General features: G+C 62.6%; 12 protein-coding genes. All 12 read left to right on the plus strand.

The window, feature by feature from the left end; all coding sequences use genetic code 11:
- The first annotated feature begins 17 nt into the window (after positions 1 to 17).
- The 12 genes from QZ634_RS13625 to QZ634_RS13680 all read left to right on the plus strand — a co-directional run bounded on the left by QZ634_RS13625 (position 18) and on the right by QZ634_RS13680 (position 15,196).
- Entirely contained in the window at positions 18 to 1,469 is a 1,452-nt protein-coding gene (locus tag QZ634_RS13625) for a sigma-54 dependent transcriptional regulator (RefSeq protein ID WP_291989213.1), read from the plus strand.
- Positions 1,469 to 2,863, plus strand: a complete 1,395-nt coding sequence (locus QZ634_RS13630; protein WP_291989216.1) for an AAA family ATPase — start codon at positions 1,469 to 1,471, stop codon at positions 2,861 to 2,863. The genes QZ634_RS13625 and QZ634_RS13630 overlap by 1 nt, the downstream gene beginning before the upstream one ends.
- 115 nt (positions 2,864 to 2,978) lie before the next feature.
- Entirely contained in the window at positions 2,979 to 4,799 is a 1,821-nt protein-coding gene (gene mshL / locus QZ634_RS13635) for a pilus (MSHA type) biogenesis protein MshL (protein ID WP_291989218.1), read from the plus strand.
- Positions 4,796 to 6,085 carry a tetratricopeptide repeat protein gene (locus QZ634_RS13640; protein WP_291989220.1) on the plus strand — a complete coding sequence of 430 codons (1,290 nt, stop codon included), beginning with the start codon at positions 4,796 to 4,798 and terminating at the stop codon, positions 6,083 to 6,085. The genes mshL and QZ634_RS13640 overlap by 4 nt, the downstream gene beginning before the upstream one ends.
- Before the next feature lie 51 nt (positions 6,086 to 6,136).
- The gene (locus QZ634_RS13645; protein WP_291989222.1) at positions 6,137 to 7,849 is read left to right on the plus strand and encodes a type II/IV secretion system protein; all 1,713 of its coding nucleotides are present in this window, start codon (positions 6,137 to 6,139) and stop codon (positions 7,847 to 7,849) included.
- Between the two features lie 5 nt (positions 7,850 to 7,854).
- The gene (locus QZ634_RS13650) at positions 7,855 to 9,057 is read left to right on the plus strand and encodes a type II secretion system F family protein (RefSeq protein ID WP_291989224.1); all 1,203 of its coding nucleotides are present in this window, start codon (positions 7,855 to 7,857) and stop codon (positions 9,055 to 9,057) included.
- 4 nt (positions 9,058 to 9,061) lie between these two features.
- Positions 9,062 to 10,600 (plus strand): hypothetical protein, encoded by a 1,539-nt coding sequence (locus QZ634_RS13655; RefSeq protein WP_291989226.1) that lies wholly within the window; start codon positions 9,062 to 9,064, stop codon positions 10,598 to 10,600.
- Positions 10,597 to 11,199, plus strand: coding sequence for a hypothetical protein (locus QZ634_RS13660; RefSeq protein WP_291989228.1), 603 nt, complete (start codon positions 10,597 to 10,599; stop codon positions 11,197 to 11,199). The genes QZ634_RS13655 and QZ634_RS13660 overlap by 4 nt, the downstream gene beginning before the upstream one ends.
- A 45-nt stretch (positions 11,200 to 11,244) precedes the next feature.
- On the plus strand, positions 11,245 to 11,712 hold the full coding sequence (locus tag QZ634_RS13665) for a hypothetical protein (protein ID WP_291989230.1): 468 nt from the start codon (positions 11,245 to 11,247) through the stop codon (positions 11,710 to 11,712).
- A 125-nt stretch (positions 11,713 to 11,837) separates the two neighbouring features.
- Positions 11,838 to 12,998 carry a hypothetical protein gene (locus tag QZ634_RS13670; protein WP_291989231.1) on the plus strand — a complete coding sequence of 387 codons (1,161 nt, stop codon included), beginning with the start codon at positions 11,838 to 11,840 and terminating at the stop codon, positions 12,996 to 12,998.
- Complete coding sequence (locus tag QZ634_RS13675) at positions 12,995 to 13,783, plus strand: type II secretion system protein (RefSeq protein ID WP_291989233.1); 789 nt, start codon at positions 12,995 to 12,997, stop codon at positions 13,781 to 13,783. The genes QZ634_RS13670 and QZ634_RS13675 overlap by 4 nt, the downstream gene beginning before the upstream one ends.
- A 117-nt stretch (positions 13,784 to 13,900) precedes the next feature.
- Entirely contained in the window at positions 13,901 to 15,196 is a 1,296-nt protein-coding gene (locus QZ634_RS13680) for an adenylate/guanylate cyclase domain-containing protein (protein ID WP_366145401.1), read from the plus strand.
- The last annotated feature ends 10 nt before the right edge of the window (positions 15,197 to 15,206 follow it).

Genomic DNA, 15,206 nt, shown 5'->3' on the forward strand with positions numbered 1-15,206 from the left:
CGCTCTTTCACTTTCCCATGACGGAAATCTTCCTGCCCGAAAAACCCCTACTGCTGATCGTTGACGACGACCCGCTCATCTGTGACACCTTGAGTTTTTCGCTGAGTTCGCTCTTCGCAGTGGTCACCAGCCATTCTCGTCCGCATTGCCTGCAGCTGCTTCGCCAGTTGCGCAGACCGCCGGAGCTGGCTCTGGTCGATCTCGGCCTGCCGCCGCTGCCGCATCGTCCGGACGAGGGCTTTGCGCTGATATCGGACCTGCTCAAGATCGCTCCCGAGATCCGCATCGTCGTTCTCTCCGGGCAAAGCGAGGACGGCAATGCTCGCCACGCACGTACACTCGGCGCTGCTGATTTCGTGGCCAAGCCGTGCAACCCGGGCGACCTGCAGCAGGTTCTCCAGGGCGCCCTGGCCTTTCGCGCCCTCGACGCAAGACGCCAGGGCGAGGATGCCTCGCCGCTGATCGGTCACAGCCCGGCCATCGAGAAGCTGCGCGTGCAGCTGCGCCAGTATGCCGACCTGCCTTTCGCGGTGCTGATAGAAGGCGAGTCGGGCAGCGGCAAGGAGATAATCGCCTCTGCCTGTCTGCACTACGATACGCGCCGCCGCGAGAAGCCGTTTCTGGCGCTGAATTGCGCTGCCATCTCGCCAAACCTAGTTGAAGCGACGCTCTTTGGCTACGCTCGCGGCGCGTTTACCGGCGCAGTCGCCACCAAGGCGGGCTACTTTGAAGACGCGACCGACGGCACGCTGTTCCTTGACGAGATCGGCGAACTGGCACTCGAACTCCAGGCCAAGCTGCTGCGGGTACTCGAAAACGGCGAATATCAGCGGGTCGGCGAAACCCAGCAGCGCTTCAGCCGGGCACGTATCATTGCCGCCACCAACCGCGACCTGCGCAAGGAGGTGCGCGCCGGCAATTTTCGGGCCGATCTCTATCACCGCCTGTCGGTATGCGCGATCGTTGCTCCGCCCTTACGCGAGATGGGCGACGACAAGCTGCTCCTGCTCGAGCACTTCCGGCAACTGTACGCGGCACAGACGCGGCAGCTGCCATTCACCCTTTCGGCCGAGGCAAGACTTCTTTGGCTCGACTACGCTTTTCCAGGCAACGTCCGCGAGTTGCGCAATATCGTCATTCGTTTGGCCAGCAAGCAGTCGGGGCAGATCGTCGACGTCGCCGCGCTGGAAGCCGAGCTTGACGTCCCCGACGAGCCGCTGGCCGCTTCGGCCAACATCGCTCCGGGCAGCGACGAGGCCGCTAGCGAGGCCATCGTCGCGGCGGCAACACAGCGTTTGCGGCAACGCGAGCCGTTCAGCCTCGATGGGCTGCTCAACGCCACCGAACGCGGCTATATCGAGGCCGCGCTGAAGCTGGCGCATGGCAATGTCAGCCAGGCCGCGCGCCTGCTCGGCATCCATCGCACGACACTCTACAACCGCATGGAATCGTCGGCGCGGGAACTGTGATGTACCTCGAGCATTTCGGCCTGCATCAACCCCCCTTTCGCATCACGCCACATACCGAGTTCTTTTTCTCTGGCGGCAAGCGCGGTGCGACGCTCGAGGCGCTGATCTACGCGATTACGCACGATGAGGGGATCGTCAAGGTGAGCGGCGAGGTCGGTAGCGGCAAGACCATGCTCTGCCGGATGTTGCTCGAGAAGCTGCCGGACAACGTCGAGACGATCTATCTGGCCAATCCGATGCTCTCGCGCGAAGAAATTCTCTTCGCCATCGCCGACGAGCTTGGCATCCCGCCAGCGGAAGGGCGCAGCCATCTGCTCCTGCGCTCACTGCAGGAACGTCTCCTGGAAATCTATGGCAGCGGGCGCCAGGTGGTGGCCCTGATCGACGAGGCCCATGCCATGCCTCCAGAGGCTCTGGAAGAAATCCGCCTGCTTTCCAACCTCGAGTCCAATCGTCACAAACTGCTGCAGATTGCCCTCTTTGGTCAACCCGAGCTCGATTTCCGCCTGCAGCAGGCAGACATGCGCCAGCTCAATGACCGCATCACACAAAATTTCAGGCTGGAACCGTTGCGCCACAATGATGTATCCGTTTACCTGCTCTTCCGCCTGCGCGCTGCCGGTTATCGGGGTCCGGATCCGTTCACCAAAGGGGCCATAGAGCTGATCAGCAAGGCCTCCGAAGGGCTCAGTCGACGTATCAACATACTTGCCGACAAGGCGCTGCTCGCCGCCTTCTCCGAAGGCGTGCATCAGGTCGATCGACGGCAGGTGCGCAGCGCGATTCGCGATGCCGGATTCAGGCGCCTCGGTCGCCGTTTCGACGTTGGCTGGGCCTGGGCAGGAGCCGCGGCAGGCGTCTGTGCCATCGCCTTCCTGGCCTACTCTGCCGGAAAGCAGAGCCTTGGCAGCACGCCTCTCGCGGCACCGATCGTTACCGCTCCGCCGCTCGCTGTGCCGGCGGAGCAGGCCGTCGAGCCGAAAGCTGGCGCGCCGACTTCGCCACCGGAGGCGCCTTCCGGCGCAGCGCTCGCGGCGCCGCCTGTCGGCGTTGCCGAGGCGCCGTACGCGCAACCGCCACTGACGCTGGCCGAGCGCAGCGCGGCAAGCAAAGCCTGGCTGGCAAAGACTCCGGATAGCCATTTCTTCATTCAGTTGCTCGTTGTCGATGCCAGCAGTGAGAAAGAAGTACTTGATTTCATTGACAAGAATGCAACGACGCTGGATCTTCGTCAGCTTCGGATCTATCGCTCGAATCTGAGCGGCAAAGACCGGCTCGGCGTCATTTACGGCGACTACCCGTCGCGCGAGCTGGCCAACGCGGCGCTGGCCAAGCTCGCCGAGGTCAGCCCGGCGAGCAAGCCCTACGTTCGATCGGTCAGCAGACTACGCTGACCAGCCCCTCGGAAGCAGCTACGAGCCTGGTCGTAACACAATAAAAATCATGCACTTGCATCGAAGTTCTGTCGTGGTATCATCAACTCCACTGTTAACCGGAGCAAGCTCGAGCGTGCCTCTGCCAATTCTCAGCGCCATCCTTCTTGCCCTTCTCCTCGGCGCGTGTACGCCAACGACGCTGAGCAGCGGGCCGGCAGCCGCTCACCTGCAGCAAGACAGCGCGCCGAGTACGCCGGGCACCATTCCTGCCCCGGTGCAACAGAGCCTCTCGCTACCGAGACCACGGCCGGCTGCCAAGACTGAAACCTACAGCGTGGTGGTGAACAACGTGCAGGTTCATGATCTGCTCTTTGCCCTGGCCCGCGATGCCAAACTCAACGTCGACATCCATCCCGGCATTGTCGGAGAAGTGACCCTCAACGCCATCGATCAGACCCTTCCGCAGTTGCTTACGCGCATTTCCAAGCAGGTCGATATGCGCTTCGAACTCGATGGCCCGAACCTGGCGGTGATGCCCGACACCCCCTATCTCAAGAACTACAAGGTCGACTACGTCAACATCTCTCGCGATGTGACCGGTACCGTGTCGACCAATACGCAGATTTCGACCAGCGCGCTGGCCACCGGCAGTGGCGGCGCTGCGGGAACTGGCAACACCTCGCGAATTCAGATCGAGAACAAATCGAACAACCGTTTCTGGGCTTCTCTCGAGAAAAACCTGAAAGACCTGCTGCATGAGACCGACAAGATTTTCCCGGAAGGAACGACCGAGACAGTGACCGAGCAAAGTGCGTCGCAAAGCACAACCGGCACCGGCGGAACAGCCACGGCAGCGGGCACTACGGCTCGCCTGACGCAACTCGCACAGAACCTGGCCGGCAGTCCGAACCCGGCGACCTTGCAGAATGCCGGCGCCACGGTCGTCAAGCGCATGACTTTCCGCGAGGCGGCGTCGGTGATCGCCAATCCGGAAACCGGGGTGATCAACGTCAGAGCGACGTCTCGACAACACGAAAGAGTCCAGGAATTCCTTGATCGGGTGATGGGCAGCGCCCGGCGGCAGGTGCTGATCGAGGCGACGATCATCGAGGTTGGCCTGAGCGATGGCTACCAGCAAGGTATCGAATGGAGTCGTTTCACCAGTGGCAGCGACTACAGCGTGACCAAACCCGCCTTGACGACCAACGTCGGTAGTGTGGTCACCCCCTACGTCCTCAAGTACCGGAACCTCGACCCCTTGAATCTCTTGTCGACCGTGGAACTGCTGCGTGCCTTTGGCACCGTCAAGGTGCTCTCCAGCCCGAAACTGACCGTGCTCAACAACCAGACCGCGACGCTCAAGGTATCGGAGGATTTCGTTTACTTCAACGTCAAGCAGGACGTCGTTCCGGGCAACACCAACACCAACGCCACGGTAACCACGACGACCACGCCACAGTCGGTGTCGATCGGTTTCTTCATGAGCCTGACGCCACAGATCAGCGACAACGGCACGGTCACCTTGAACGTTCGCCCGTCGATTTCCAGCATTGCCGAGCTAAAGCAGGATCCCAACCCGAGCCTGGCCGCCAACAACATCAAGAACCTCGTGCCGCAGATTCGCATGCGCGAAATCGAGTCGATCATGCGTGTCGAAAGCGGTGACATCGCTGTCCTTGGCGGGCTGATGGAAGACCGCCTGGATAACCGGGCCGGGCGCCTGCCCGGCCTCGGCGACATTCCGTTTATCGGGGAAGTGTTCAACACTCGCAACAACTCGTCTGCCAAGACGGAACTGGTCGTCCTGATCCGCCCAACGGTGATCAAGGATGCCTCGATCGATGGCGACTTCAGCAGCTTCAGAGACGTCCTGCCGGGCAAGGATTTCTTCAAGACCGACCAGGTCTATCGGCCGTTCTCGCTCCCCGAGCGCACTCCGGAGCCACTGCAGTGAGTCTGCTGATGGACGCGCTGCGGCGCGCCGAGGAAGCCAAGCGCAAGGCCAGCGCCAACGCTCGGCCAACCGCCACGGTGGCGGGCGAACTGCGCCTCGACCCTCTGCCGCTGGAAACGCCGGCACCATCCGACGAACAGCCATTCTCGTCGCTTGCCGAGGACCTCGATGCAGTCGAAGCCGATCTGGCTTCGCGACGCCCGTCGGCAGCGGCGACAGGACGTGCACCCACAGCGGCACGCTCGGCAGCCGCCTTCGACAGTCAGCAGGCGGACGAGCGGACAGCAGCGAGGAACCTGTTTGCCGTCAAGCAGACACCTAGGTCACGCACCTCGTTATGGCTCTTTCTCGGCCTGCTCGGCGTGGCGACGATCGCCATCGGCGGCTATTTCTGGTGGCAATTGCAGTCCATTTCCGGCGCAACACTGGTCGCACCGACGGCCGCCGCGCGGCCGCCGGCCTATCCCGCAACACCGGCAATGCAGCAAGCAACGCCGCTCGCCCACTCACCGGCCAGCACACTGCAGATGGCCGCAGAAGCGCAAGGTGATCAGCCGCCCGCGGCAACGCCCGCCGGAGAAGCGCCCGAGCGATCAACGCCGGCGAACCGACAGCCGGACGCCTCCTCATCCTCGCCCACAAGGCGCGCACCGAGCGACGGCACCATGACTCCGCGAGCAGCGGCGGCGGAGGTTTTCCAACGCAGCTCCGGCCGCAAGCAAGCGACGCAGACCCTTGAAAAGGCCTACGACGCCTGGCTTGCGGACCGTCTCGACGACGCGCGCCGCGGCTACGAACAGGTCCTGCGCGGCGACCCCAGAAATGCCGATGCCCTGCTCGGCCTGGCAGCAATTGCCAACCGACAGGGCCAGCTTGAGCGTGCGCAGGGACTGTTTCTGCAAGTTCTCGAATCCGATCCCGGCAACGTGACTGCGCAGGCGGCGCTGATCAACATGCGCGGGCAGAGCGGCGCCAGTCAATCCGAGAGTCGTCTGAAGACCTTGATCGCCCGCCAGCCCGACTCGTCGGCCTTGTTCTTCGCCCTCGGCAACCTCTACGCCGGGCAAAGCCGCTGGAGCGACGCCCAGCAGGCCTATTTCCAGGCCTATTCGCTGGAGCCGGGAAACGCTGACCATGTTTTCAACGTCGCCGTCAGTCTCGACCACCTGCGCCAGAAGAAGCTGGCTGCGCAGTACTACCAGATGGCCCTGAGCGCCGCCGACACCTCGCCCTCCGCCTTCGACAGGAATGCGGCCACACAGCGCATCCTTGAACTGCAGCAATGATCGCGATCCTCCGCGACGATCGCTATCACTGAAGTGCCCGTCCACGCGCTCATGAACGCTGCAGCTACTCCCGTCCATTCCCGGCCACTCGGCCAGATCCTGCTCGGCAAGGGAATTCTCAGCGAGGACCAGCTGCGTATCGCCCTGCTCGAGCAGATGAAGTCCAACCGGCCGATCGGCAAGCTCCTGGTGTCACTCGGCTTCGTCTCCGAGGCGACGCTACGCGACGCACTTTCGGAGAGTCTGGGCAAGCAGAGCGTCGATCTCTCGAATGCGATCATCGACCCGTCGGCGCTGAAATTCGTTCCGCGCGATCTTGCCAAACGCCACCACCTGCTGCCGCTCGACTACGACGCTGAAAACCTGCGTTTGACGGTCGCCATTGCCGACAGCAACGACATCGTCGCGCTGGACAGAATACGTACGCTGGCCAGCGACGAAATCGAAATCGAAACCCTGCTCGCCGGCGAAACCGAAATCGACCGCGCCATCGACCAGTACTACGGTCACGAGTTGTCGATCGACGGCATCCTGCACGAGATCGAGACCGGCGAGATCGACTTCCGTGGACTGCAATCATCGGCTGACGAGTACAGCCAGCCGGTTGTTCGGCTGATCGACTCGATCCTCACCGACGCCGTCAAGCGCGAGTCCTCGGACATCCACTTCGAGCCGGAAGCCAGTTTCCTGCGCATTCGTTACCGCATCGACGGCATGCTGCGGCAGATCCGCTCGCTGCACAAAACCTACTGGCCGGCGATGGCGGTGCGCATCAAGGTCCTCTCCGGAATGAACATCGCCGAAACCCGCGCCCCCCAGGACGGCCGCATTTCGCTCAACCTGCGCGGTCGGCAGATCGACTTTCGCGTTTCCGCACAACCGACGATTCACGGCGAGAACATCGTCCTGCGCATCCTTGACCGGCAAAAAGGCATCGTGCCGCTGGAGGGACTGGGGCTCGCCGACAAGCAGCTCGACCAACTGAAGCTGATGATCGCCCGGCCCGAAGGAATCGTCTTCGTCACCGGCCCCACCGGTAGCGGCAAGACGACCACGCTCTATTCGGTGCTCAACCACATCAACTCCGAGGGCGTGAACATCATGACCCTGGAAGATCCGGTCGAGTATCCGATGACCATGGTTCGGCAGACTTCGGCCGCCGATTCGGTGAAACTCGATTTCGCCAACGGCATCCGCTCGATGATGCGTCAGGACCCGGACATCATTCTGGTCGGCGAAGTGCGCGACGCAGAAACCGCCGAGATGGCCTTGCGCGCGGCGATGACCGGGCACCAGGTGTATTCGACCCTGCATACCAATTCGGCGATTGGCGCCATCCCCCGCCTGCTCGATATCGGTATCGTCCCGGACATCATGGCCGGGAATATCATCGGCATCATCGCTCAGCGGCTGGTCCGGCGGCTGTGCGTGCACTGCAAGCTCCCCTACCAGGCCGAAGCGCACGAGGCCCGCCTGCTCGGCACCCTGGCCGACGGGCCGCGGCCGGTGGTCTATCGACCGGGCGGTTGCGAGCGCTGCGAATTTCAGGGCTACCGTGGGCGCCTGGCGATCATGGAGCTGCTACGCATCAATGCCGACATGGACGAGCTGATCGCCAGGCGCAGCACCTTCCGGGAAATGCGCACGCTGGCCAGCCGCCAGGGCTTTGCCACGCTGGCCGACGACGGGCTGCGCCGCGTTCTCGACGGATCGACGGCGCTCGAGGAAGTGGGCCGGGTGGTCGACCTGACTGACCGGATGTAGGATCGGTGCCGCTCTACACCTACAAGGCGGTCAATCCCGAGGGGCGGATGCTGCTCGGCAGGATCGACGCCCTCAACCTGGTTGACCTCGAAATGCGTTTGCGGCGCATGGAACTGGATCTGGTCAGCGGCGAACCGCTCAGCCAGCGCACCTTGTTCGCCAGCGGCGGCGTGCCGCGCCGGGAAATGATTCACTTCTGCTTCCATCTGCAGCAACTGGTGCGTGCTGGCGTGCCGGTCATCGAGGGACTGACCGATCTGCGCGACAGTCTTGAGCACGCACGCTTTCGGGAGGTGGTGGCCAGCCTGATCGAAGCCATCGAGGGGGGGCAGACGCTGTCGCAGGCGATGGACGGGCATCGAAGCGTTTTCAACGCCGTCTTCGTCAGCCTGATCCGCGCCGGCGAAACGACCGGGCGCCTGCCGGAAGTCCTGCACAGTCTGAACGAGTCACTGAAATGGGAGGATGAACTCGCCTCGCAAACCAAGAAGATGATCGCCTACCCCGCCTTCGTTGGCGTCATCGTCCTGGCCGCCAGCTTTTTCCTGATGGTGTACATGGTTCCGCAGCTGAAGATGTTTGTGACGAACATGGGACAGGTCCTGCCCACGCAGACGGTCGTCCTTTTCTTCGTCTCCGATCTGATGGTCGACTACTGGTATCTGCTGCTCGTACTGCCGGCGATCCTGGCGCTTGGCGTGCGCGCCCTGTTGCACAGCAATCCGCTGGCCCGCTTTCGCTTCGATGGCGTCAAGCTCGCCTTGCCGTTTCTGGGCAACATCCTGCGCAAGATCGCCCTCTCCCGCTTCGCCAACACCTTCGCGCTGCTCTACGCCTCCGGCATCCCGATTCTCGAGTCCATCCGTACGACGCAGGACGTCGTCGGCAACCTGGTCATTCGCCGCGGCCTGGAACGTGTCGAACAGCTGATCGGCGAGGGGCAGAACGTGACCGCTGCCTTTCACGCCACCGGTTTCTTTCCGCCGCTGGTCATCCGCATGCTGCGCGTCGGCGAGAATACCGGCGCGCTCGACGACGCCCTGATGAACGTCAGCTACTTCTACAATCGCGACGTCAAGGAATCGGTGGCGCGCATGCAGCAGCTGATCGAACCACTGCTTACCGTCGTCATGGGTGCGCTGCTCGGCTGGATCATGCTCTCCGTTCTCGGACCGGTCTACGACGTGATCAGCAAGATTCAGGTATAGCACGATGGCTGCCACTCGCCTCCTCTACCTCAGCACCCATCATTTGTCGGCCTTCGCCTGGCAATCGGGAGAGTTGACCGACGAGCGCTCGTTCGACGCCAGCGAAAGCGGGCAAGCGGCGTTCGCCGACTACCTGGCGGCCAACTCGAGCAGTGTCTTCGCGCTCCTGGCCAACGTCTCGGAAGAGGGTTTTCATATCGAGACCATTCCCTTCCTGCGCGGCAATGATCGCCAGGCGATCATCGCGCGCAAGCTCGGGCAGCTGTTCTTCAATGCCAAGCTGCAGACGGCGCTTTCGCTCGGGCACCAGAAGTCGCGCCGCAAGGACGAACGCATCATGCTTGCCGCCCTGACCAGGCCAGAGGTTTTTGCCCCCTGGCTCGACGCCCTGGCCAGCGCCGAACTGCCCCTCGCCGGCGTTTATTCGCTGCCACTACTGGCACCGCTGCTCCTGCGCAAGCTCGGCATCCCAGCGCAACCGTGCCTCTTGCTGACCATCCAGGACCAGAGCCTTCGGCAGAGTTACCTGGACAACGGCGAACTGCATTTCAGCCGCCTGACGCCGTTGCACAACAGCAGTATTGGCGGCATCGCGCAGACCTTCTCGAGCGAAGCCCTGAAACTGCAGCAATATCTGGTCGGTCAGCGCCTGATCGGCCGCCGGCAGCCGATCACGGCCTACCTCCTGGCACACGCCAGCGCGCGCAAGGCCATTGCCAGCAGTTGTGTCGATAGCGAAGCCCTGTCCTTCGTCATCCTCGACATCGAAGACAGCGCGCGCAAGTGCAAACTCAAGACGCTGCCCACGGAAACGCGCTGTGAGCCGCTTTTCCTGCACCTGCTGGCCACAGATCCTCCACGCGCACAGTTTGCCAACGACGATCAGCGACACGACTACCATCTATGGCTGCTGCGCTCGATCGTGCGCCGAGTCGGTACGTTCGCCTTGCTGAGCTGTCTGCTGCTCGCCGGCAAGCAGCTTTTCGACGCCGCGCAGATCAGGAACGAGGTCGAGGTTCTCACCACCGAGACCGGGCTCACTCGCCAGCGTTATGCCGACATAGTCAAGACTTTTCCAGCGATTCCAACCAGCAACGAAAACCTGCGTCGGGTCATCAACCGCTACGTCGAGCTGGAAAGGAACAGCGCGTCACCAACGACCATGTTCCGCGAGATCAGCCGCGCGCTGGGCAGCGCGGAGTGGGTCGACCTCGAGGCCATCGACTGGGAAGCCGGGACTGTGCAACGCCCGCCAGTGCCTGGCGGCAATGTTCCGGGCGGCGAGTTGCAGCCCGTCGATCAGGAGACGGCCATTATCCATGGCACCCTGCGTCTTGGTGAAGGCAGCAACCCGCGGCAGGTGCTGGCTGTTTTCAATCGTCTCGTCGCCGCCCTCAGAGGCAACCGGCAACTGCAGGTCGAGGTCTTGCAGCAGCCCTTCGACGTCGAGTCGGGAAAGTCGCTCAAAGGTGGCGACGCGGCACTGGAAGGCAAGGAGTCGCGATCATTCAAGGTGCAGATCCGGCGGACGATCGGCTCATGAAGATCGTGCGCACTGATTTTCGCAAGCTGCAAGCGAGCGCCTTCGCTGGCATCCTGATGGTCGCCGCCGGCGGGCTCGCCCTCTACGTCTCCTTCGACGCCAGGAAAAGCGCCGAGCAGGCCAGGGTCCAAATCGCTGCCCAGTTCGCCGAAGCCGACGGAAAGCTGAAGCAGGTCCGTGACGAAGAAAGCGAGGTCAAGCAGAAATCGATTGTCTTCAACACGCTACGCGAGCGTGGCATCATTGGCAACGAGCAGCGCCTCGATTGGGTGGAGCTGCTCAAGGATATTCGCGACAAGCATCGTCTGATTGATCTGCGCTACGAGATCGCGCCGCAACGCATGCTTGACGGCCAGGCCGGAAACGATTTCGTTGTCTTTGCCAGCAGCATGAGGCTGGAATTGAAGCTGTTGCATGAAGAAGACCTTACCCGCCTGCTCGACGACTTGCAGCGGCAGGCGAAGGCTCTGATCAGGGTGAAGAGCTGCCGGATCGAACGTCTGCCGGTGACTGGCGACGAGCGTGGTGGTGGCCGGGCAAATCTGATGGCTGATTGTGAAATCGAGTGGCTGACCTTGCGTGACGTGCGCAGCAAGTGAGCGGGAGATGAGCAGAAATGGACCAGAAAGGCGGGGAAACAGCCGATGACCGAGTTCGTCCGATCAGCTAGGCTCGCCGTGCCGGCAGTGTGCGCCGCGCTGCTCCTCGTCGCGACCTGCCCGCCAGCTGGCGCCGATGAGGAAGCGCTCGGTCGCCTGTTCTTCACCCCGGAGCGCCGCCAGCAGCTTGATCGCCAGCGCGAAATGAACCTTCTCGACCAGCAGCAACTCCCCCCCGACCCGACGCTGACCATCGACGGCGTCGTCACGCGCAGCAGTGGTCGGCGTACGGCGTGGGTAAACGGCCACCCGCAGCATGAAAACGAATGGTTGAGCGACCTGACGGTTACGCCGCGGCACGGCGACCCCGGCAAGGTGCTGCTCGAACTCAGCGATTCGCCAACGGCGAGAGCCCGTGTCGGACAGACCGTCAACCGCAACTCCGGCGTGGCCAGCGATCTGCTCAACGGCGGCCGGATCAGCATTCATTCAGCGACAACGGGGGCGAAGTAGGCGATGTTCCGGGCTGCGCAAGAACTTTGCCTGGCGATCGTGACCAGTCGTGCCGGCTAATGAGGCAGCTGCGCAACGACCACCACCGACTGCCGCTCCGGCCGCAGCAGAGCGGAATCGCGCTGATGGCCATGCTGACCCTGTTGACGCTGCTCGGGCTGTACGTATTCGTCGGGCAACTCAGTACCACCCAGTTCCTGACGGCGCGGGCACTGGAGACGACAGACGCGCTGGCCCAGGGCCGCGACGCGCTCATCGCTGACGCCATCGCACAGCCTTCGATAAGCGACGCTGGCTATTTGCGATTGCCTGACCTGGGTGTCGACGGCTTCGGCGTCGCAGCCGAGGGCGGAGCTTCGGCAAACTTTGCCGGCAACGGCCAGGATCGCTCGGTGATCGGCAAACTTCCCTGGAAGACGCTGACCAGCGGGCCGCTTCGCAGCCAGGGTGAGTGCCTCTGGTATGTGGTCGCGGGGCGCTTCCAGAGGGTTGTCAAGACGGCGGTGTTCAACTGGGACACGCAGGGGCAGATCGACGTGATCGACAGCAACGGGGCGGTCGTGGCAATCAATCTCGCAGCGCTGATCGTCGCTCCCGGACGCTCACTGGGTGGCCAGGCGCGGGATCTGGCTGACGCCGCCTACAGTCAGTGTGGCGGCAACTACGACGCGCGCAATTACCTGGACACTTTCGACAACACCAATGCGATCAGCGGAGAGGTCAACTACTTCGCCGGCAGCACCAACAATAGAGTCGCCTCGGGCAATAACAACAAGCGCTTCGTGATGGCCGAGACCGACTTCTACAACGACCGTCTCCTGTTCATTACCGCAGCCGACATCTTCGACCCGCTAATCAGGCGCCGCGACTTTTCCGGCGAGATTGCCAACTTGCTCGATGATGCAACTTTCCAGGCCCACTTGCAGGCGATCACGCTCACCGGCAACAAGGGAACCGACAACCTGCTCTGCAACCAGGCTCCCAATCCCGCCTTCTGCACAAACTGGAAGGAAATGCTGTTCTTGACCCAACTCCCGGCGCCGGCACCGATCACCATTGACGACGCTGCCTCGGCCATCTGTAGTCGCGTCCTCATCTTCGCCGGCCGCAGAGGAGCTGGCCAGAGTCGCAACGACGGTGTCGAAAGGGCCAACAAGAACAACTACCTCGAGAACCCCAACCTCGCCTCATTCAATGTCCCGACGGCTGCCGCCGCCAACTTCAGCGGTGTGTCGGTATTCGACTATCGCACGCCGGCGACCGATGTCGTGCGCTGCCTGCCATGAGCCACTGCCCTTCTCCGCGAGCGCGACACGACGGCTTCACGCTGGCCGAGCTGGCCGTTGTGCTGGTCATCGTCGCGCTGCTCATCGGTGGCCTGCTGACCCCCCTGTCGACGCAGATCGATATTCGCAATGTTGCTGACACCAGAAGAGCACTGACCGAGATCCGCGAGACGATGCTGGGCTATCTGGTAGTCAACGGCCGCTTGCCGTGCCCGGCGTCGGCGACCCTGGTCAGCGGCGCGGTCGGTGCCGGGCTTGAAGGGGCGTGGGGTCCGGGAGGCGGGGGCCTTCCTCCCGGCTGCGCCAATCTCGCCGGAGTTGTTCCGTGGGCGACCCTGGGAGTGCCGGAGACCGATGCCTGGGGACGGCGCTTCACTTATCGGGTGACCCGCGCTTTTACCAAAACCGTCCCCACCGCCGATTTCACTGAATGCTTTCCGCCCCCGCCTTCGCCACCCCTGAGCGCGGCCTTTGCGCTCTGCTCGCCGGGCGACCTGACGGTGTTCGCAAACGTCGCCGCTGGCGCAAGAATCGCGACCGACGTACCGGCCGTCGTTGTCTCGCACGGCAAGAACGGCAACGGAGCATACACGGTCCTGGGAACGCAAATGGCGGCCGGTGCCGACGCCGATGAAGTGGACAACCAGTTGACCGGCGGCGGGATCAACACCGCCAACCGCGATTTCGTGTACAGGACAGCGACCGATGCCTTTGACGACGAGGTCGTGTGGATTCCCACGGGGGTGCTTTTCAGCCGCATGATCAGGGCCGGCAAGTTGCCCTAGCGGCTTGGAGATGACCCAGGAGCGTCTCGCCTCGGCATTGCATCGACGCATTGACCCTCCCCGTCGATTGGGGTTCAATAGGCCTATGCCTACGTTCTACCTTCAGCGAACTGCGCAATGATGGCCACCCGGACCTTCGTCGACCGCCTGCGCAACGCCGGCATCTGTGCGGGCGACTCTGAAGAGCTGCGTCTGCAGAAGTCGCTGCTCTTCTTCGCGACCGGCCTGATCAGCCTGGCGTCGATGGTCTGGCTGTCGATCTACTGGCAACTCGGGCCGCGTTTCTCGTCGAACCTTCCCTTTGCCCTGCAGCTGCTGCTCGTCGGGAATCTGCTGGTCTACCTGAAGACTCTGAACTTCAATGCCTTCCGCCTGATCCAGTTGTCGCTGTTCCTGTTTACGCCCTTCGTGGCGCAGTGGACTATCGGCAGCTTCATCACCGCCAGTGGTATCAGCCTGTGGGCTTTGCTGGCACCGATCGGTGCCGTGCTGTTCATCGGCCCGCGTGAGTCGGGGGCGTGGTTTTTCGCCTATGTCTTTCTGACCACTCTTTCCGGAGCCTTCGATTACTACCTGGCCGACTCGGCGAGCGCTCCGCCATACGAGGTGCCAGCGGCGACGACGGCATTCTTCTTCGCCCTCAACTTCACCGCCGTATCGAGCATCGTTTACCTGCTGCTGCGCTACTCGGACAGCGAAAAGCACCGCGCACAGCAACGCCTGCAGGAAGCGCACCGTTTGCTGCAAGTCGAGCAGGAGCGTTCGGAGCGACTGCTGCTCAACATCCTGCCAGCGCCCATCGCCGAACGTCTGAAAAATAGCAGTCAGCCGATTGCCGACGGCTTTGCCGAGGTCTCGGTCATGTTCGCCGATATCGTGAACTTCACCAGGGTCGCCGAAGGAATGGCGCCGCAGCAGGTTTTCGCCATGCTCAACAAGATTTTCTCGTGCTTCGACGAGCTGGCGGAAAAGTATGGGCTGGAAAAGATCAAGACCATCGGCGACGCGTACATGGTGGCCGGCGGCCTCAACGATGCGCGAAGCGACTTCTCCGGCGCTTTGGCCGAGATGGCGCTGGAGATGTGCCAGCTGCTGCACGACGATCTCCAGCTCAACGAGATGCGCCTCGAATTGCGCATTGGTATTGGCACCGGGCCGGTAGTGGCCGGAGTGGTCGGCAAGAAGAAGTTCATCTACGATCTGTGGGGCGACACCGTCAACATTGCCAGTCGGGTCACCAGCGAAGGTGCTCCCGGCGTGGTCCAGGTCGATGAGCGAACCTACCGGCGCCTGCAGCAGCGTTTCGAATTTCATCAGGCGCAGACGATTTACCTGAAAGGCAAGGGAAACATGGTCGTCCACCGGCTGATCGGCCGCCGGACCGGCAGCGCTGTCGCGGCGCCACGCGCATAGACCGACCTCC

It is taken from the genome of Candidatus Accumulibacter sp. ACC007 (genome assembly GCF_907163205.1).
Classification (GTDB): Bacteria; Pseudomonadota; Gammaproteobacteria; order Burkholderiales; family Rhodocyclaceae; genus Accumulibacter; species Accumulibacter regalis.

Excerpts from the sequence above, each read along its gene's own strand:
- QZ634_RS13625 (WP_291989213.1), top strand. The coding sequence starts at position 18 with ATGACGGAAATCTTCCTGCCCGAAAAACCCCTACTGCTGATCGTTGAC.
- QZ634_RS13630 (WP_291989216.1), top strand. The coding sequence starts at position 1,469 with ATGTACCTCGAGCATTTCGGCCTGCATCAACCCCCCTTTCGCATCACG.
- QZ634_RS13645 (WP_291989222.1), top strand. The coding sequence starts at position 6,137 with ATGAACGCTGCAGCTACTCCCGTCCATTCCCGGCCACTCGGCCAGATC.
- QZ634_RS13655 (WP_291989226.1), top strand. The coding sequence starts at position 9,062 with ATGGCTGCCACTCGCCTCCTCTACCTCAGCACCCATCATTTGTCGGCC.
- QZ634_RS13660 (WP_291989228.1), top strand. The coding sequence starts at position 10,597 with ATGAAGATCGTGCGCACTGATTTTCGCAAGCTGCAAGCGAGCGCCTTC.
- QZ634_RS13665 (WP_291989230.1), top strand. The coding sequence starts at position 11,245 with ATGACCGAGTTCGTCCGATCAGCTAGGCTCGCCGTGCCGGCAGTGTGC.
- QZ634_RS13670 (WP_291989231.1), top strand. The coding sequence starts at position 11,838 with ATGGCCATGCTGACCCTGTTGACGCTGCTCGGGCTGTACGTATTCGTC.
- QZ634_RS13675 (WP_291989233.1), top strand. The coding sequence starts at position 12,995 with ATGAGCCACTGCCCTTCTCCGCGAGCGCGACACGACGGCTTCACGCTG.
- QZ634_RS13680 (WP_366145401.1), top strand. The coding sequence starts at position 13,901 with ATGATGGCCACCCGGACCTTCGTCGACCGCCTGCGCAACGCCGGCATC.